Below are 17,223 nucleotides of genomic sequence, written 5' to 3' on the forward strand. Positions count from 1 at the left end.
CAACAATGCTCCCGTATGAAGCATCTCAGCGCGCTCGACGCGTTGTTCCTGCAACTGGAAACGCCGGCGACGCCCATGCACGTCGGCAGCCTGATGCTCCTCGAAAAACGCCCGTTCAAGGCGTTCCGCGATCACATCGCCGCCCGGCTGGATCTCGCGCCGATCTTCACGCACAAGCTGGGCTTCATGCCGTTGGACCTCGCCAACCCCGTGTGGTTGCGCGCCGGGCGCGTGGACCTCGAGCGGCACATCCGTCGCCTGGTGCTGCCCAAGCCCGGGACACGTGCGCAACTCGACGCTGCCGTCGCCCGGTTGCATGAAGGCCTGCTCGATCGCGACTATCCGCTCTGGGAGTTCACGGTGATCGAAGGCTTGAAGACCGGCGAGGTCGGGATCTACGCGAAGCTCCATCACGCCGCGCTCGACGGGCAGGGTGGCATCGCCGTCGCCCAGGCGCTGCTCGATACGCAAGCGCGCCCGCCAAAGCGCACGGGCGCCGGGGCGGAACCCGCGAAAACGTACCTGCCGCCGTCGACCGCGAAAATGCTCGGTGCCGCGTTGCGGAACACAGTCGCGCAGTACGGGCGGATCGTGAAGGCGTTGCCCGAAACCCTGAAGGCCATGGGCCGCGCGGGCGCCGTGGCGGTCACCGCGCCGAAGGTGAAGGGCGCGAGCGCGCCGCGCACGCCGCTCAACGGCGAGATCGGCGCCGGACGCGCGTTCGTTTCCGCAAACGTGCCGCTCGCCGAAGCGAAGGAGATCGCGCGTCGCTTCGACGTGAAGCTCAATGACGTCGTGCTCGCCACCTGTGCGGGCGCGCTTCGCGAGACCTTTCCCGCGAAGCAGCCGATGGTCGGCGCGGTGCCCGCGAGCTTGCGCGCGCCCGGCGACACCACGAGGGCGAACGAGGTCACGATGATGCTCGTGGGGCTCGCGACGAATATCTCCAATCCGGCCAAGCGTCTCGCCGCGATCCACGCCGCCGCCGGCCGCGCGAAGAAGCTGACGGGAAGCGCCCGGGGCGCGATTCCCATGGACCTGCCGTCGCTGGGCGTGCCCTGGCTGATGGCGCTTGCGAGTGGTCTGCACCGGAAGGTGGTTGCCACCGGGCGCGGCCCCGTCATCGCGAACGTCGTGATCTCGAACGTGCCGGGACCGCAGATGCCGCTCTACATGGCCGGCGCGCGGGCCACGGCCTATTACCCCGTGTCAATTGTCACGCACGGGCTGGGCCTCAACATCACGATCATCAGCTACGATGGTTCACTGGGCTACGGCCTGGTGGCCTGCAAAGACACGATGCCGGGCCTGAGGGCGTTCGCGAAACGCCTGCAGGACTCGCACACGGAATTGCTCAAGCTCGCTCGAAGGAAATGAAGAAACGAAAGACCGGCGAAATGCCCGCAGCACAGCAATTGCAACCGCCCAGCCCGCTGCTGCTCGCCCTCGAAGGGCGCGCACCCTGGGAGCTCGGCGCTTCCCTCGCGTCGTGGCCCTTCCTGCGCAACGCGCCTGCGGGCGACGGCCATTCGCTGATGGTGTTCCCGGGCCTCGCCGCCCCTGACCTCAGCACGCTTCCGCTGCGCGCCTTCCTGCGCTCGCTCGGTTACGACGCGCGCGGCTGGGACCTCAAGTTCAACTTCGGCCCGCGCGCCGGCGTGCTCGAGCAAAGCCTCGAGCGCGTAGAGAAGATGCGCAAGGAGAGCGGCCGCAAGGTGAGCCTCGTGGGCTGGAGCCTCGGCGGCATCTACGCGCGCGAGATCGCGAAGCTCATGCCCGAAGCCGTGCGTTGCGTGATCACGCTGGGCACGCCCTTCACCGGTTCACCCAAGGCCACGAACGCGTGGCGCATCTACGAGCTCGCGAGCGGCCACAAGCTCGACGACCCGAAGCTCCTCGCGAAAGTGCGCGAAGCCCCGCCGGTGCCGACGACCTCGGTGTACAGCCGCACCGATGGCGTCGTCGCGTGGCAGTGCAGCGTGAATGAACCGGCCAAGCACGTGGAGAACATCGAAGTCACGGCGAGCCACGTCGGCATGGGTGTCAACCCGGTGGCGTGGTACGCGGTCGCCGATCGACTCGCGCAGGCCCAGGGGCGGTGGAAGCCTTTCCATCGCAACGGCTGGCGCCAGTGGGTCTATCCGGACCCGGAACGCATTGGCGACGATTAGCGCCAACGGCCTGGCGCTCGAGTACGAGTCGCTGGGCAACCCGTCTCACCCACCGGTCGTGCTGGTGATGGGCCTCGCGATGCAGCTCATCTACTGGCCCGATGCCTTCTGCCGCATGCTGGTCGAGCGCGGCTTCCACGTCGTGCGCTTCGACAACCGCGATGCCGGCCTCTCGACGATGCTCGATCACCTTGGCACGCCCAACATCACGCTCGAAGCGATGAAGTACGCGATGCACCTGCCGATGAAGGCGCCGTACTACATCGACGACATGGCGAAGGACACGGTAGCGCTGATGGATGCGCTGGGCCTCGGCCGCGCGCACGTCGTCGGCGTCTCGATGGGCGGGATGATCGCGCAGAACGTGGCTGCGCTTTTCCCTGATCGTGTCGCAAGCCTCACGTCGATCATGTCGACCACCGGGCGGCGAAGCCTGCCGTCACCTACGTGGCGCGCGCGCCGTGCGCTGCTGCGTCCGCCCGCGAAGGCCGGCGATTTCGAGGGCGCCGTGCGCGGCCTCATGTTTCGCCTCCGCACGATCGGCAGCCGCACCTATCCCACGCCGGAAGCGGACCTGCGCGACATCTGCGAGCGGCACGTTCGGCGTTCGTATCATCCGAATGGCGTGACGCGGCAGTTGATCGCCATCGCGGCGAGCGGCGATCGCTCGCGCGTCGTCGCGAAGATCAAGGCGCCCACGCTCGTGGTCCACGGCACCGAGGATCCGCTCATCCCGCCGCTGCATGGTGTCGAGACCGCGCGCGTCGTCACCGCAGGCGGCGGAAACGCGACGCTGAACCTCGTGAAGGGGATGGGTCACGACATGCCGGCGCCGCTGTTGGCCGGCATCGCCGGCCAGGTCGCCAGCCACTTCTCAAATTAATGGGGTCAGACTCGACTTAATTTAATTCTGGGGATAACTGGGATCAGGCTCCAGTTATCCCCAGAATTAAATTAAGTCGAGTCTGACCCCATTAATTTCTGGATGCCGCCGAGGCGAAGAGGTTAAGCCCCAGGCGCTCCGAGAGGAAACGCGTTGCGAGTTGCCCGCGCACGCTGTTGCCTGCCGCGTCCAGCGGTGGCGACCAGACGGCCACCGCGCCCTTGCCGGGCGACACCGTGACGATGCCGCCGCTCACACCGCTTTTTCCCGGAAGACCGACGTCGTAGAGCCAGGAACCCGAGCGTTCGTAAAGACCCGCGGTGGCCATCACCGCGAGCACGCGCCTGCAGGTGTCGGGCGAGATCACCTGCTCGCCGGTGACGGGTTGCACGCCGCCGCCCGCGAGCGTGGCCCCCATGATGGCGAGGTCGCGTGCGGTCACGAGCAGCGAGCACTGGCGCGTGTAGACGTCGACCGCCTCGTCGGGGTCGCTGAACAGGCGGCTGTAACCGCGCAGCAGATGGGCGATGCCGACGTTGCGCAAGTTGGTGGCGGCCTCGGACGCGTACACATCGTCGTCCATTGCGAGCGCGCGCCCGGCGAAGCGGCTGAGTCCGGCACGCAGGCGGTCCCAGCGCTCCTCTACGGTCGCACCCGGAACGAGGCTCGTCGTTGCGATCGCACCCGAGTTCACGAGGGGATTGGTCGCGCGGTCGGCGTCGAGCTCCAACGCCATCACGGAATTGAAGGGCATGCCCGTGGCATCCACGCCCAGGCGCTCGGCGGCTTCCGCGGCGCCCAGCGCCTCGCACACCAGCGCGAAGACGAAGGGCTTGGAGACGCTCTGGATCGAGAACGGCACGTCCGCGTCACCGACGGCGAAACTCTCGCCGCCAGTGCCGGCCGCGCAGATGCCAAAGGCGTCGGGATCGGCTTTCGCCAGCGCCGGGATGTAGTCCGCTACGTGGCCGGTGCGTTCGTCGCGGAAACGCGCGTAGGCCGTTTCCACAATGGCGCGGACCTGGTCGCCGGAAGGGAGCGTGCCGGTGGAAACAAAGACCGGCTCGTCGTCGGCTGCATAGGATGCGTTTTCAGAGCTCAGGATTGCTCCTCGAATCGAGGACGACCATCTGCACGAACTGCAGCTTGGCCACGGCGGGCTTGCACATGACGAAGGGATAGAAATCCGGCTGCCCCATGCTGCGGGCCATCTCGTTCAACACCATGACGATCTCCAGCCAGCCATTGAGGAGCTCGAGGAAGCGCGTCGCGTTGGGATCATCGGGCGCGTAGAGCGCATCCGGTCCGAAGGGCTCGATGTGGCCTTCGAGGTTATGCGGATCGAGCGAGAAGCCCATGGCGGTGGCAAGGGTGTCGACCACGTGCATGTAGTGGGCCCACGTCTCGGCCCAGTCCTCCCACGGGTGCATGGTCGCGTAGGAGCTGATGTACGAGTGCGCCCAGTCCGCCGGCGGTCCCTGCTCGTAGTTGCGCTTGAGTGCGTCGGCGTAGCTCGCGCGCTCGTCGCCGAACAAATTGCGGAAGGGCTCCAGCCACCGGGTATTCCAGACCAGCCGGTCCCAGTAGTAATGGCCGACCTCGTGGCGGAAGTGGCCGAGCAGCGTGCGGTACGGTTCGCGCATCGCGTGGCGGATCTGCTCGCGCTTGGCATCGTCCGCTTCTTCCACGTTGATCGTGATCAGGCCGTCCGCATGGCCGGTCATCACCTGCGGTCCCTTGGGAGGGGAGCGCAGGAAATCGAACATCAGTCCGCGCTCGGGATCGTCATGCAGCTTCGAGCGCACCGGCAGCCCCAATGCGATCAGCTGCGAGGTCAGCCGGCGCTTGGCGCCCTCGATTCGGCCCCAATACCGGGCGTTGTCCGCGTCCTGCACATCGGGGATCGTCCGGTTGAGCCGGCATGCGATGCAGAGGTCCTTCGGGTTGGCCGCGTACATCAACCAGTTGCAGCCCGCAGGCGAATGGCGGTTGCCGCAGAGCTTCAGCACGTCGGCCCGGCCCGAAGTGGTCCACGTGCCCGGCTGCGGGCCGGCCTCCAGCGCCGCGACGCGGCCTTCGTCGGGCAGGTACCCGAGCGTCGCGCCACACGCGAGGCACAGCGTGTTGTCGAAGAAGACGGGTTTGCCGCAGCGGCATCGGTAGGAACGCGACAACCGCCTCGCCCGTGCCTGGGCGTCTGTGAGCTCGGTTGTCATTGAAGGGCCGCGCTGAACAGCGCCTCGAAGTCGGCGCGCGTGCAGGGCCGCGGATTCGTCTGGTGGCAGGTGTCCACGATCGCGATGTCCACGAGCGCGGGGATGTGCGAACGCGTGACGCCGAGCGGGGCGAGGTTCGCGGGGAGCCCGACGCGCTGCTTCAGCGCCGCGAGCCATGTCACGAAATCCTCGGGCGTCGAACCGGCGCCGCACACGCGCGCGAGCTCGGCCATCTTCGGGCCGCACGCGGGAATGTTGAAGCGCATCACGAAGTCGATCATCACGCCGTTGGCGAGGCCGTGGTGCATGTCCATCACGGTGCCGAGCGCATGCGCACACGAATGCACGGCGCCGAGGTCCTTCTGGAAAGCGATGGCGCCCATGAGCGACGACATCATCATGTCCGAGCGCGCCTGCAGGTTCGACGGTTCCTTCACCGCCTTCTCGAGCGCGTGCGCGGCGATGCGCGCGCCTTCGAGGGCGATGCCGTCGCACAGCGGGTGGTACGCGGGCGAGAGATAGCTCTCGACGTTGTGGGTGAGGGCGTCCATGCCGGTCGCGGCCGTGACGTGTGGCGGAAGCGCGAGGGTGAGTTCCGGATCCGCGAACACGGCCTTCGCGAGCAGCACCGGATTGAAGATGATCTTCTTCACGTGCGTCTCGTCGTGCGAGATCACGCTCGAGCGGCCGACTTCGCTCCCCGTGCCGCTGGTGGTCGGGAGTGCGATGAAGTAGGGCAGCGCCTTGGTGATCGGCAGGACCTGCGGATGGTCCCAGGCGTATTGCAGGACGTCACCGTCGTGCGTGGTCATGAGGGCCACGGCTTTCGCGACATCGAGCGCCGCGCCACCGCCGAAGCCGATCACGCAGTCGGCCTTGTGCGCGCGTGCAGCGGCCGCACCGGCATCGACCTGCGACTTCGTCGGATTGCCGAAGACGCCGGCGAAGGTCTCGACCTCGAGGCCCTTCAGCGAAGCGCGGAAGTCCGCGAGGATCGGCAGGGGTGCCAGGCCCTTGTCGGTGACGATGAGCGGACGGCGGATGCCGTTGGCCTTGAGGTGATCGGCAACGAGCGCTCGGGCACCGGCGCCGAAGTGAATGATGGTGGGGAAGGAGAATTTGTTGATGGACATGGCTGCTGGCGCTTTCAGTGCGGGTTGTCTTGAGTTGCCCTGTCATCCTGAGGAACGGAGTGACGAAGGACCTGCTGTAGGGGTTAACAGTTAAAACACTCAAGCAGGTCCTTCGTCGCCGCGCTCCTCAGGATGACAGTGGTCGGAGGATGACAGTTCTCTATCGACTCGTCGGAATGAGGGTGCCGCCCTTGACGACGGCGGAAACGGTTTCGAGGGCCCTCACGTCGCGCAGGGGATCGCCCTTCACGCCGATGAGGTCGGCATAGCGGCCGGCTTCGACCACGCCGACGTCATTGCGTCCCAGCGCCTCGGCGGCGTTGAGCGTGGCGGACTGGATCGCCTGCAGCGGCGTCATGCCGTACTTCACCATCCAGGCGAACTGCTTCGCGTTCTCGCCGTGCGGATAGATGCCGGCGTCGGTGCCGAAGACCATCTTCGCGCCGGCGGCGTGCGCCTTGCGGAAATTCTCGCGCTGGATGTCGCCGATGTCGCGATCCTTCTTGAGGTTCTCCTCGAGCACGCCGTTCTTCTTTCCTTCGGACTGCGTGTACTCGGTGTTGTAGATGTCCATCGAGAGCCAGGCGCCGTGCTGCTTGGCGAGCGCGATGCCTTCGTCGTCGATCAGGCTCGCGTGCTCGATGGTGCTGACTCCGGCGCGAATCGCGTCCTTGATGCCTGAGGCGCCATGCGCGTGTGCGGCGACCTTGAGGCCCCACATCTTCGCCTCGTCGACGATCGCCTTCATCTCGGCAAGTGTCATCTGCTGTTGCCCGGGCTCGGTGTTGCGCGAGAAGACGCCGCCGGTCGCGCAAATCTTGATCACCTGCGCGCCGTACTTGCGCACGCTGCGGACACTCTTCACCGCTTCCTCGGGGCTGTCGGCGGCGTACTCGTTCTTCGCGCGGAACGACGGCGGGAAGAACGTGCGGTCGCAGTGGCCGCCGGTCGAGCCGAAGGAAATCCCGGCCGTCACGACGCGCGGGCCGATGAGCTTGCCCGCATCGATCGCCTGGCGCAGGCCCACGTCGTTCCAGTCGCTCGCACCCAGGTTGCGCACGGTGGTGAAGCCCGCATCGAGCGTGCGGCGTGCGTGAACCACCATGAGCATCGACCAGAAGCGGTCGGTGAATTGCAGGCGCGTGTAGCCGCCGTAGGTCGGGTCACTATCCATGTGTACGTGCATGTCGATGAGGCCGGGCACGAGCGTCATGCCCGCGAGGTCGATGCGCGTCGCGCCTTCGGGCGCGGTGAATTCGGATTGCGACTTCACCGCGACGATTTTCTCGTCACGCACGTGGATCGCGGGTTTGTCGATGTAGCGGCCGCTGTGGACATCGAGCAGGCGGTCGGCGGTGATGACAGTGTCGGCGGCGGAAGCTGCGGTGCAGGCGACTGCGAAGGCCAGCGATGAGGCGTGTTTGAAAATGGGGTGCAAAGGTGGATCCTCTAGTTGCACTGTCATCCTGAGGAGCGCAGCGACGAAGGAACTGCTTTAGGGGTTTAACTGTTAACCCATTCAAGCAGGTCCTTCGTCGCTGCGCTCCTCAGGATGACAATTTCACTTTCTAAATAATTTCGAAATACCGCTTCAATTCCCAATCGGTCACCGCGTCGAGCCACTGGCGCCATTCCCATTCGCGGGTGCGGGCGAAGTGCTCGACGAAGTCGTCGCCGAACCAGTCGCGCGCGACCTTCGACTTCTCGAAGATGCGGGTGGTCTCGATCAGCGTGCGCGGCGCGCGCGGGATGTTCTCCGAGCCCTGGTTGGTGCCGGTGATCGGTTTCTGCGTGAGCTTCAATCCCTTCTCGACGCCGTGCAGTCCGGCAGCGATGACGGCCGCGGTAGCGAGATACGGATTCATGTCCGCACCCGGGCAGCGCGTTTCGAGGCGCGTGCTCTTCGGGCCGGTGGGCAGCACGCGAAAGCTTGCCGTTCGGTTGTCCACACCCCAGGTCGGTTTTACCGGCGCCCAGAAGCCGTCGACGAGGCGCTTGTAGGAGTTCACGGTCGGCCAGAACATCGGCGCCATCTCCATGAGCGCGGCGCACTGACCCGCGAGGTAACTCTCGAAGAGCTTCGAGATGCCGCCATGCTTGCCGCGCGGATCGTGGAAGAGGTTCTTCTTGCCGTCGGAGAGGCTCTGATGCAAATGACCTGAGCAGCCCGGATATTGCGCGCTCCACTTGGCCATGAACGACGGCATCACGCCGAAGCGCGAGCCGATCTCCTTCGCGGCGGTCTTGAAGAGCAGCGCACGGTCCGCAGCCTCGAGCGCCGAAGAGAACTGGATGGCCACCTCATACACGCCCGGGCCCGTCTCCGTATGCAGCCCCTCGATGGGGATGCCGAAGGCGCCCGTCTCATCCATCAGCGCATTGAAGTACTCACGGTTGAGATTCGCGCGCAGCAGCGAGTAGCCGAACATGCCCGGCGTGATCGGCGTGGGGCCCACGCCTTTCTTTTCGTTCCATGTGTGCGGCGTCTCGGAAAAATTGAAGAACTCGTATTCGGAGCCGACCATCGCGGAGAAGCCCATCTTCTCGGCGCGCGCCAGCACGCGTTTGAGCACCTGCCGCGGGCAGAGCGGATGCGGATCGCCCTTGGGTGTGACGAAGTTGCCGAGGAAGAACGGGACGTTGTTGTCCCAGGGAACGTTGCGGTGCGTGGAGAGGTCGAGCCGCACCATCGCGTCGGGGAAGCCGTGGTGCCAGCCGGTCAGCTTGGTGTTGTCGTAGCACTGGTCGTGCGCGTCCCAGCCGAAGACCACGTCGCAGAAACCGAAGCCGCCTTCGACCGCGGAGAAGAACTTGTCGCGGTGGAGGTACTTGCCGCGCAGGATGCCGTCGATGTCGGAGACGGCCACCTTCACCTTGGTCGCCCCTGAATTGCGGATCGTCTCGAGCACCGCCGCATTCGCCGTGGACGGTGTGCGGACAGCCTTGCGCGCCTGCTTCTTCATCCCGCTCCCCTTCATAGCCAACGAATGCAGGAGTGTAGCGGAGGTGGCGAGCTACTTCAGCGCGGCTTCCACTCGAAGATCTGCTCGGTGGGCGGCCCGAGCGGCTGCGTGTCCGGGTCTATCCCCGAAAGGCTCCGGACCCGCGCCTTGAACCACTCCGTGAATCCGTCATCGCGAACGGCGTACTCCTCGGCCCGCTTCTCCGCGTTATCGATTTGCGTGATCACGATGATGAAATCGCCCTGCGGCGTCTTCTGCAGGAACCAGCTTTCGTGCGACACGCCGAGGTTGCGGTAGAAGCCGCCAACACTTTCCGTGCGCGGCCCTGCGAGCTCGGTGGCCATTTGGCGCAGCTGGTTTTCCTTGCCGGGCAACACGGGGAACGCGCGAACGAGAAACGGCATGGCGGGCTCCGGACTGAAGAGATGGAGGACCGCCCGACTTTATCGCAAGTGCCGCGTCGCAGTCTCGCGCAGGCGATCGGCCAGGCGCGCGGCCTCCTCGACCCGGGTCAACCGGTGCATGCCCTCCGCGCTCACGTGATGGATGCCTTCCTCCGTCACGATGAAGTCCATCGGGACGTCGTGCGGCTGGGGGTGGATGGTTTCGATGCGGCTCGCTTCGCGCGCCAGGGCGATGGCGATCGGCCGGGGCGAGAGCGCGGCGAGGGTTCGGTCGAAGTAGCCCCCGCCGTAACCGAGCCGGTAGCCGCGAGCGCCGAAGCCCACCGGGGGGACCAGGACAGCGTCGGGCACGACCTCGTCGCCGATCGGCACGGGCAAGCCGAAGACGCCGGGGCGGGTGGCGCAACCCGGCGTCCACTCGACGAATTTCAGGGGAGCGCCGCGCTCGACCACGACGGGCAACGCGGCGCGTGCGCCCTGGAGGCGGAAATGGCGAATGGCGAAACGCGGTTCGACCTCGCCCTTCATGGGCCAATAGAACCCGATGGTGAGCTTCGCGAGCAGCGGGAACCCCGTGATCAGGAACTGGGTAATCCGCGCATCGATCGTATGGCGCTCTTCGAGCGGCACCGCCTCGCGCTGCGCGATCAGCCGCGCGCGCTCCGCCTTGCGCCAGGCGGGGACATCGTCGGCGGGGAACAGCGAATCTCCCCAGGTCATCGTGGATCCTTCAATTGCACTAGATCGCCAGATATTCCCGTCGCAGTTCCGCGTTGTCCATGACTTCGCGCGCCGATCCGTCGAAGACGACCTCGCCCATGTCGAGGATGATCGCGCGGTCGGCGAGTGCCAGTGCCGCGACCGCGTTCTGCTCGACGATGATGGTGGTGAATCCCGCGGCCTTCACCTCGTGCAGGATTTTCTCGATCTCGCGCACGATCACCGGGGCCAGGCCTTCGTAGGGCTCGTCGAGGAGCAGCAGCTTCACCTCGCGCCCCAGTGCGCGCGCCACCGCGAGCATCTGCTGCTCGCCTCCGGAGAGTGTCACGGCATCCTGCATGCGCCGCTCGGCGAGCTTGGGGAAGTGCTCGTAGAGGCGCTCGAGCGGCCAGCCCACGGGTCGCTCGATGCGTGCGAGCTTGAGGTTCTCTTCCACCGTGAGGCCGCCGATGATGCGCCGGTCCTCGGGCACGAGGCCCACGCCGTGGCGCGCCGCCTGCCACGACGACATCGTGTGCAGCGGCTTGCCCGCGAGCCAGATCTCGCCCTGGCGCAACTGCGGGTCGGCGAGGCGCGCGATGGTTCGCAGCGTGGATGTCTTCCCCGCGCCGTTGCGGCCCAGCAGCGCGACGATCTCGCCTTCGTTCACTTCGAAGCTGACGCCCTGCACGATGTAGCTCTCGCCGTAGTAGGCGTGCAGGTCGCGGCAGGAGAAATAGGCACCGGGGCTGGCTTGTTGCTGCGGCAGGGCGCTCACGCGTGCGTACCTCCGAGATAGGCTTCCTGCACCCGCGCGTCGGCCTTGATCGAGGCCGGATCGCCTTCGGCGATCACGGTGCCCTGCGCGAGCACGCTGATGCGATGGGCGAGCGAGAACACCACCTGCATGTCGTGCTCGATGATGACCTTCGTGATGCGCCGCTCGCCGATGCGTTTGAGCAGCTCGATCGTCTTCTCCGTGTCCGCGCGCGACATGCCCGCGGTGGGCTCGTCGAGCAACAGCAGCTTCGGTTCCTGGACCAGGCACATCGCGAGCTCGAGGCGGCGCTTGTCGCCGCGCGAGAGCGTGCCCGCCGTGCGCCCGCGCTCGTCGGCGAGTCCCACGTCCTCGAGGATGTGCATCGCCTTTTCGCGCACGTCGCGGCGCGAGCCCAGGCGCCGCCACGCGTTCAGCGCGAAGGGACCATCGCGGCGCGCGAGCGTCGGGATCGTGACGTTCTCCTCGAGCGTCAGGTCGGAGAACACCTCGGGGGTCTGGAAGACGCGCGCGACACCGGCTTGATTGATCTCGTGCGGCGCGAGGCCGACGAGCGACTTGCCGTCGAAGAGGACGCTGCCGGTGTCGGGCGCGAGGCGACCGACGAAGCAATTGAGGAGCGTGGACTTGCCCGCGCCGTTGGGGCCGATGATCGCGTGCACGGTGCCTTCCTCGACGTTGAGGTTCACGTCGGAGAGGGCGCGCAGCCCGGCGAAGCTCTTGTTGACCATCTGGACCTGCAGGAGCGACATGCTATTCCCCGGAAGCGGCCGAATCGGCCGGGGTGGCACGGCGAACGCCGGCACGCGGGGCGGCCTTCAACCCCTGAAGGAGGCCGCCCACGCGCCGTACGCCTTCCATCACCCCACCAGGCAGGAAGATCACGAGCAGCATGAAGAGGGCGCCCAGGGTGAGGTGCCAGCCCTCGCCCACGAAGAGCCCCGTCACCTGCACCACCACGTTCTCCAGCCCGTCGGGCAGGAAACCAAATGCGCTGTGCAGCGTCTGGTCGTTGAACGCCGAGAAGATGTTCTCGAGGAACTTGATGATGACCGCGCCCAGGAACGGGCCCAGGAGCGTGCCCACGCCGCCGAGGATCGTCATGAGCACCACCTCGCCGGAGGCGGTCCACTGCATGCGCTCGGCGCCGGCGAGCGGATCGGTGCACGCGAGCAAGCCGCCGGCGAGTCCCGCGTAGACACCCGAGATCACGAACGCCGCGAGCGCGTAGGGCCGCGTGTGGACGCCGGTGTAGTTGAGCCGGTTCTGGTTCGACTTGATCGCGCGAAGCATCGTGCCGAAGGGCGAGCGCGAAATGCGCATCGCGACGTAGAACGCGCCGATCAGCAGCGCCGCGCAGAAATAGAACCCCGGATATCCCTTCATCTCGAGGCCGAAGAGATTGGTCGCCGGGATGAGGGCGCTCGCACCCGAGATCCAGGTGTCGAGCACGCGCGGATCGGTGCGCGTGATCTGCAGGCTCGTCTCGCCGTTGGTGATCGGCGTGAGCACCGAGTACGCGAGGTTGTAGCACATCTGCGCGAACGCGAGCGTGAGGATCGAGAAGTAGATACCCGAGCGCCGCAGGCTCACGAAGCCGATGGCGAGCGCGAAGAGGCCCGAGACCAGCATCGCGAACACGATCGCGGGCAGCACGTTCACCGTGAGCAGCTTGAACGCCCACACCGCCGTGTACGAGCCCACGCCGAGGAACGCCGCATGGCCGAACGAGAGGTAACCCGTGAGGCCGAAGAGAATGTTGAAGCCGATCGCGAAGATGCCGAAGATCGCGAAGCGCTGCAGGAGGTCCGGATACGCGGCGCCGAAGGGCTGCATCCACAGCGGCATCGTGAGCACCGCCGCCGCGAAACCCATGAGCAGCAGGTTGTCCTTGCGGGCGACGTCGCCCGGCTCGAAGCGCGCGCTCATGTCTCCATCACTCCGGCCCGTCCCATCAGGCCGCGCGGACGCACCAGCAGGATCGCCACCGCGACGAGATAGATGATGATCTGGTCGATGCCGGGGATGAGGCTCTTCACCTCGTTCATCGACGCGAAGGATTGCAGGATGCCCAGCAGGAACCCGGCAGCGACCGCGCCGCCGAGCGAGCCCATGCCGCCCACCACCACCACGACGAACGACAGCACGAGGAATTCCATCCCCATGTGGTAATCGGGCGAGAGGATGGGCGTGTACATCGCGCCCGCGAGCCCGGCGACCACCACCGCGATGCCGAAGACGATCGTGAAGCGCCGCTCGATGTCGATGCCGAAGAGCCCGACCGTCTCGCGGTCGCGCATGCCCGCGCGCACCACCATGCCGAACGTGGTGAAGCGCAGGAAGGCGAACACCGCGCTGATCACCGCGACTGAAAAGAAGAAATACACGAGGCGCCACCACGGGTAGCTCACCGCGTCCGAGAGACCGATCCACGAGCCCACGGCGGCGCTGCCCGCGACGACCGCGGGGGCGGGCATCGGGATCGGGTTCGCGCCGAAGGAGGCCTTCACGATTTCCTGGAGCACGATCGCGAGGCCGAAGGTCACGAGGATCTGGTCGGCGTGCGTGCGGCGGTAGAAATGGCGGATGAGGCCGCGCTCGATCGCGACACCGATGAGGAGCATCACCGGAATCGCGAGCAGGATCGACAGCGGCACCGAGTAGTCGATGATTCGCTCGCCCGTCTCGCCCCACCAGAGCTTCAGGTAGGGGATCTTCGTATAGGAATCGAAGAACGTGACGCTTTCATCCTTCACGCTCTTCGACAGCGTGAGCAGCTTCTGCGTGGTCACCGCGCAGAAGCCGCCGATCATGAAGAGCGCGCCGTGCGCGAAGTTCACGACCCCGAGCGTGCCGAAGATGAGGGTGAGGCCCAGCGCGATCAGCGCATAGGCCCCGCCCTTGTCCAGCCCGTTCAGCAGCTGAAGGACCGCTGCGTCCATTCAGACCTGGTACGGCCCGAGTTCGCCGCCACCCATCGTCGCCGGATAGTCGACCTGCGCGCGCGGGACCACTTTCACGACTTCGAGCAGGCTGAACTTGTTGGCCGGCTTCTGCACGCCGCGCATCACCAGGACGTCCTTCATGCACTGGTGATCGCCTGCGCGATATTCCGTCGGCCCGTTGCCCATCCCGTCGAACTTGAAGCCTTCAAGCGTCTTGATCACTTCCGGCGGATAGAAGGTGCCGGCCATTTCGCACGCGTTGGCATAGAGCAGCGTCTGCACATAGCAGGTGTGCGCCGCCTGCGAGGGCGGGAAGCCGTACTCGGCGCCGAAGGACTTCGCGAACGCCTTGGTGGCCTCGTCCTTGAGCGTCCAGTGCCAGTTGGCCGTGCCGAGGATGCCCTTGGCCGCGTCGCCCGCGCCCTGCACCATGAGCCGCGAGTAAAGCGGCACCACGATCTCGAAGCGCTTGCCGTTCACCTGCTTGTCGCGCATCCCGAACTGCACGGCCTGCGTGAGTGAATTCACCATGTCCTTGCCGTAGTGATTCAGGATCAGCACGTCGGCACCGGAGTTGAGCACCGGCGTGAGGTACTGCGAGAAGTCACCGGCGCCGAGCGGTGTGCGCACCGCCTTCACGGTCTTCCAGCCGAGCTTCTCGGTGGCGTTCTTGATCGATTCTTCCTGCGTCCAGCCCCAGGTGTAATCGGCCGTCAGGTGATAGGCCTGGCGATCCTTGCCGAACTCGTCCTGCAGGATTGGTGCGAGCGCCTGTCCCGACATGTACGCGTTGAAGAAGTGTCGGAAGCCGTAGCGCCGGCGGTCCTTCATCGTCGTGTCGTTGGAGTGGCTGAGGCCCACCATGTAGATGATCCCCATCTCCTGGGCGAGCGCCTGGGTCGCGACTGCGACCGCCGATGACGAGCAGCCCGAGAACATGATCACGCCGTCCTTCTCGATCATCCGCTTGGCCGAGGCACGCGCGGCGTCGGCCTTGGTCTGGTCGTCGCCCGAGACGTACTCGACCTTTTTCCCGAGGATGCCGTTGCCCTTGAGCTGCGAGGGCTTGAAGGTCTTCATCATTCCGCCATCGCCTTCGCCATTGAGGTGCTTCACGGCGAGCTTGAAGGCGCGCAGCTCATCGGCGCCCTCGTCGGCATAGGCGCCCGTGAGCGGCACGTTGAAGCCGAGCATCACGGTCTTTGCCTTGGCCGGATCGTTGCGGAAATTCGCAGCCCACGCGTTGCGCGTGTAGATGAGCGACGGGGCCGCGAGCCCCGCTGCTCCCAGCACCAGCCCGGCCTTGAGCAGCTTGCGCCGGCCGTTCTCTTCGTCGAATTGGCTCACTGTCGTCTCCTCGTCCTTGATCGCATCGTGAATTGGGACCGCGGGGTCATGCTGGACCAGCATCCGTAAAGGGAGCAATATCTTGTTGGTTGTATTGGATAAATTTGTCGAGAATTGACTGAATACGGAGTCAATGTGTCGATTTTCCACCCTGCACTGCAGCATTTCGGCTCATGGCGCGGTCGCTGATCGGCGCGCGCATCCGTGACCGGCGCCGGGCGCGCGGGTACACGCAGTCGTGGCTCGCGGCGCGCGTGGAAATCTCGCCCTCGTACCTCAACCTGATCGAGGGCAACAAACGCAACATCGGCGGCGCGCTGCTCGGGCGCATCGCTTCGGAGCTCGGCCTCGAGATCGACGAGATCGATGGGGCGGCCGAGCGCCGGTTGCTCTCCGACCTGGTGGAGCTCGCCGGCGAGCCGGTGCTTGCCGAGCTCGGGCTCGATGCGCGCTCGGCCGGCGATCTCGCGGCGCGGCATACGGCGTGGGCGCATGCGCTGGTGCGGCTCAACCGCACGCTCGTCGACCGCGAGCAGGCGGTCAACGCGCTCTCCGATCGCTTGAGCCAGGATCCTTTCCTCGGCGACGCGGTGCATAGCCTGCTCACGCAGATTTCCGTGATCCGCTCGTCGGCGGAGATCCTCGAGAGCGTCGGGGATCTCCCCGAAGAGAGGCGCGCGCGCTTCGTGACGATCATCGGTGCCGAGAGCCGGCGCCTGGCCGATGTCGCGCAGGCGCTCGCGGCGTTCTTCGATCGCTCCAACGCCGGCACGCGTGCCGTGACGCCGATCGAAGAGGTCGATGATTTCCTCCTCGATCGCGGCAACTACTTTCCGGTTCTCGAACAAGCCGCCGGGGCGCTGCGCGCGCAGGCGGGCATCGGGAGCCGCGGCATCGAGGACGCGCTCGAGGATTACCTGCGGCGCGCCCACGACGTCGATCCGGCGACGCTCGCGATTCCGGACAACCTGCCCGCCGAATCGCGCCGCTTCCACCTCGCGCGCGCGGCCGCGGAACGCTTCGATGGCGGGCGCCCGATTGCCGAGGCGCTCCACGGCGCGTCGCTTGCGACGGATGTCGCGCGGCGCCGCGCGCAGCGCGTGCTCGCTTCCTATCTCGCCGGCGCCGTGGTACTGCCCTACGAGGACTTCCACGCGGCCGCCGTGTCCTCGCGCTACGACATCGATCATCTCGCGAGCCGTTTCGGCGCGAGCTTCGAGCAGGTGTGCCACCGGCTCACGACGTTGCGCCAGCCGGGCGCCGAAGGCATCGCATTCGCGTTGCTGCGCGTGGATACGGCGGGTTACGTGACCAAGCGCCTGCCGCTGCCGCGCCTGCTGCTGCCGCGCCACGCCAACGCCTGTCCGCTGTGGGCGGTCTACGGCGCGTTCCAGTCGCCCGGCGCCATGGTGCGCCAGGTGGCCGCGTTCCCCGGGGGCGAGCGCTTCCTCTTCCTGGCGCGCACGGTCGAGAAGCCCCGCCCGGCGTTCCCGATGCCGCGGCGCATGCTTTCGATCATGCTCGCGTGCGATGTGCTGCACGCCGATCGAACCGTCTACGGCGACGGCCTCGACCTCGCGTCGACGTCGCCCGCCGTCCCGGTCGGTTCGAACTGCCGCCTGTGCGTGCGGCGCGAGTGTGCGTACCGGCAGGAAGATCCCGTCATCGACGCATGAGGAACGAC

16 protein-coding genes are annotated in these 17,223 nt (G+C 66.4%); 4 read left to right on the forward strand and 12 right to left on the reverse strand.

Going from position 1 to position 17,223, the window contains the following annotated elements:
- Nucleotides 1-15 precede the first annotated feature (15 nt).
- Genes DSM104440_RS05840 through DSM104440_RS05850 form a run of 3 tightly spaced genes read left to right on the forward strand, consistent with a single transcriptional unit; the run spans nucleotide 16 to nucleotide 3,054 of the window.
- On the forward strand, nucleotides 16-1,377 hold the full coding sequence (locus DSM104440_RS05840; RefSeq protein ID WP_171161113.1) for a wax ester/triacylglycerol synthase family O-acyltransferase: 1,362 nt from the start codon (nucleotides 16-18) through the stop codon (nucleotides 1,375-1,377).
- Nucleotides 1,374-2,171 carry a lipase/acyltransferase domain-containing protein gene (locus tag DSM104440_RS05845; RefSeq protein ID WP_212758227.1) on the forward strand — a complete coding sequence of 266 codons (798 nt, stop codon included), beginning with the start codon at nucleotides 1,374-1,376 and terminating at the stop codon, nucleotides 2,169-2,171. The genes DSM104440_RS05840 and DSM104440_RS05845 overlap by 4 nt, the downstream gene beginning before the upstream one ends.
- Nucleotides 2,158-3,054, forward strand: coding sequence for an alpha/beta fold hydrolase (locus DSM104440_RS05850; RefSeq protein ID WP_212758228.1), 897 nt, complete (start codon nucleotides 2,158-2,160; stop codon nucleotides 3,052-3,054). The genes DSM104440_RS05845 and DSM104440_RS05850 overlap by 14 nt, the downstream gene beginning before the upstream one ends.
- A 91-nt stretch (nucleotides 3,055-3,145) precedes the next feature.
- Here DSM104440_RS05850 and glsA read toward each other — a convergent pair whose 3' ends face one another.
- From glsA to DSM104440_RS05910, 12 genes are all read right to left on the reverse strand, one after another.
- Nucleotides 3,146-4,063: a glutaminase A gene (gene glsA, locus DSM104440_RS05855; protein WP_212758229.1), complete on the reverse strand. Its 918-nt coding sequence runs from the start codon at nucleotides 4,061-4,063 to the stop codon at nucleotides 3,146-3,148.
- Between the two features lie 82 nt (nucleotides 4,064-4,145).
- Complete coding sequence (locus DSM104440_RS05860; protein ID WP_212758230.1) at nucleotides 4,146-5,228, reverse strand: zinc-binding metallopeptidase family protein; 1,083 nt, start codon at nucleotides 5,226-5,228, stop codon at nucleotides 4,146-4,148.
- A gap of 38 nt (nucleotides 5,229-5,266) precedes the next feature.
- Complete coding sequence (locus tag DSM104440_RS05865) at nucleotides 5,267-6,403, reverse strand: iron-containing alcohol dehydrogenase (protein WP_171161115.1); 1,137 nt, start codon at nucleotides 6,401-6,403, stop codon at nucleotides 5,267-5,269.
- Nucleotides 6,404-6,563: 160 nt separating this feature from the next.
- Nucleotides 6,564-7,841, reverse strand: coding sequence for a Xaa-Pro dipeptidase (locus DSM104440_RS05870; RefSeq protein WP_281357037.1), 1,278 nt, complete (start codon nucleotides 7,839-7,841; stop codon nucleotides 6,564-6,566).
- A 130-nt stretch (nucleotides 7,842-7,971) separates the two neighbouring features.
- Complete coding sequence (locus tag DSM104440_RS05875; RefSeq protein ID WP_171161117.1) at nucleotides 7,972-9,366, reverse strand: glutamine synthetase family protein; 1,395 nt, start codon at nucleotides 9,364-9,366, stop codon at nucleotides 7,972-7,974.
- A 56-nt stretch (nucleotides 9,367-9,422) separates the two neighbouring features.
- Nucleotides 9,423-9,770, reverse strand: coding sequence for a hypothetical protein (locus DSM104440_RS05880; protein ID WP_171161118.1), 348 nt, complete (start codon nucleotides 9,768-9,770; stop codon nucleotides 9,423-9,425).
- Between the two features lie 39 nt (nucleotides 9,771-9,809).
- The gene (locus DSM104440_RS05885) at nucleotides 9,810-10,490 is read right to left on the reverse strand and encodes a 5-formyltetrahydrofolate cyclo-ligase (RefSeq protein WP_246212100.1); all 681 of its coding nucleotides are present in this window, start codon (nucleotides 10,488-10,490) and stop codon (nucleotides 9,810-9,812) included.
- Nucleotides 10,491-10,509: 19 nt separating this feature from the next.
- Nucleotides 10,510-11,247 (reverse strand): ABC transporter ATP-binding protein, encoded by a 738-nt coding sequence (locus tag DSM104440_RS05890; protein ID WP_171161119.1) that lies wholly within the window; start codon nucleotides 11,245-11,247, stop codon nucleotides 10,510-10,512.
- Nucleotides 11,244-11,999: an ABC transporter ATP-binding protein gene (locus DSM104440_RS05895; RefSeq protein WP_171161120.1), complete on the reverse strand. Its 756-nt coding sequence runs from the start codon at nucleotides 11,997-11,999 to the stop codon at nucleotides 11,244-11,246. The genes DSM104440_RS05890 and DSM104440_RS05895 overlap by 4 nt, the downstream gene beginning before the upstream one ends.
- Before the next feature lies 1 nt (nucleotide 12,000).
- On the reverse strand, nucleotides 12,001-13,176 hold the full coding sequence (locus DSM104440_RS05900; RefSeq protein WP_171161121.1) for a branched-chain amino acid ABC transporter permease: 1,176 nt from the start codon (nucleotides 13,174-13,176) through the stop codon (nucleotides 12,001-12,003).
- Nucleotides 13,173-14,189 (reverse strand): branched-chain amino acid ABC transporter permease, encoded by a 1,017-nt coding sequence (locus DSM104440_RS05905; protein WP_171161122.1) that lies wholly within the window; start codon nucleotides 14,187-14,189, stop codon nucleotides 13,173-13,175. The genes DSM104440_RS05900 and DSM104440_RS05905 overlap by 4 nt, the downstream gene beginning before the upstream one ends.
- Nucleotides 14,190-15,539 carry a substrate-binding protein gene (locus DSM104440_RS05910; RefSeq protein WP_212758231.1) on the reverse strand — a complete coding sequence of 450 codons (1,350 nt, stop codon included), beginning with the start codon at nucleotides 15,537-15,539 and terminating at the stop codon, nucleotides 14,190-14,192.
- Between the two features lie 173 nt (nucleotides 15,540-15,712).
- Between DSM104440_RS05910 and DSM104440_RS05915 the strand changes: the two genes are divergently transcribed.
- Entirely contained in the window at nucleotides 15,713-17,215 is a 1,503-nt protein-coding gene (locus DSM104440_RS05915) for a helix-turn-helix domain-containing protein (protein ID WP_171161124.1), read from the forward strand.
- The last annotated feature ends 8 nt before the right edge of the window (nucleotides 17,216-17,223 follow it).

The organism is Usitatibacter palustris (assembly GCF_013003985.1).
GTDB lineage: Bacteria > Pseudomonadota > Gammaproteobacteria > Burkholderiales > Usitatibacteraceae > Usitatibacter > Usitatibacter palustris.

Bases quoted from the DNA above. Each gene is read 5' to 3' on its own strand.
- DSM104440_RS05900 (WP_171161121.1), bottom strand. From the start codon at position 13,176: ATGAGCGCGCGCTTCGAGCCGGGCGACGTCGCCCGCAAGGACAACCTG.
- DSM104440_RS05905 (WP_171161122.1), bottom strand. From the start codon at position 14,189: ATGGACGCAGCGGTCCTTCAGCTGCTGAACGGGCTGGACAAGGGCGGG.
- DSM104440_RS05865 (WP_171161115.1), bottom strand. From the start codon at position 6,403: ATGTCCATCAACAAATTCTCCTTCCCCACCATCATTCACTTCGGCGCC.
- DSM104440_RS05880 (WP_171161118.1), bottom strand. From the start codon at position 9,770: ATGCCGTTTCTCGTTCGCGCGTTCCCCGTGTTGCCCGGCAAGGAAAAC.
- DSM104440_RS05840 (WP_171161113.1), top strand. From the start codon at position 16: ATGAAGCATCTCAGCGCGCTCGACGCGTTGTTCCTGCAACTGGAAACG.
- DSM104440_RS05845 (WP_212758227.1), top strand. From the start codon at position 1,374: ATGAAGAAACGAAAGACCGGCGAAATGCCCGCAGCACAGCAATTGCAA.
- DSM104440_RS05915 (WP_171161124.1), top strand. From the start codon at position 15,713: ATGGCGCGGTCGCTGATCGGCGCGCGCATCCGTGACCGGCGCCGGGCG.
- DSM104440_RS05875 (WP_171161117.1), bottom strand. From the start codon at position 9,366: ATGAAGAAGCAGGCGCGCAAGGCTGTCCGCACACCGTCCACGGCGAAT.
- DSM104440_RS05885 (WP_246212100.1), bottom strand. From the start codon at position 10,490: ATGACCTGGGGAGATTCGCTGTTCCCCGCCGACGATGTCCCCGCCTGG.
- DSM104440_RS05895 (WP_171161120.1), bottom strand. From the start codon at position 11,999: ATGTCGCTCCTGCAGGTCCAGATGGTCAACAAGAGCTTCGCCGGGCTG.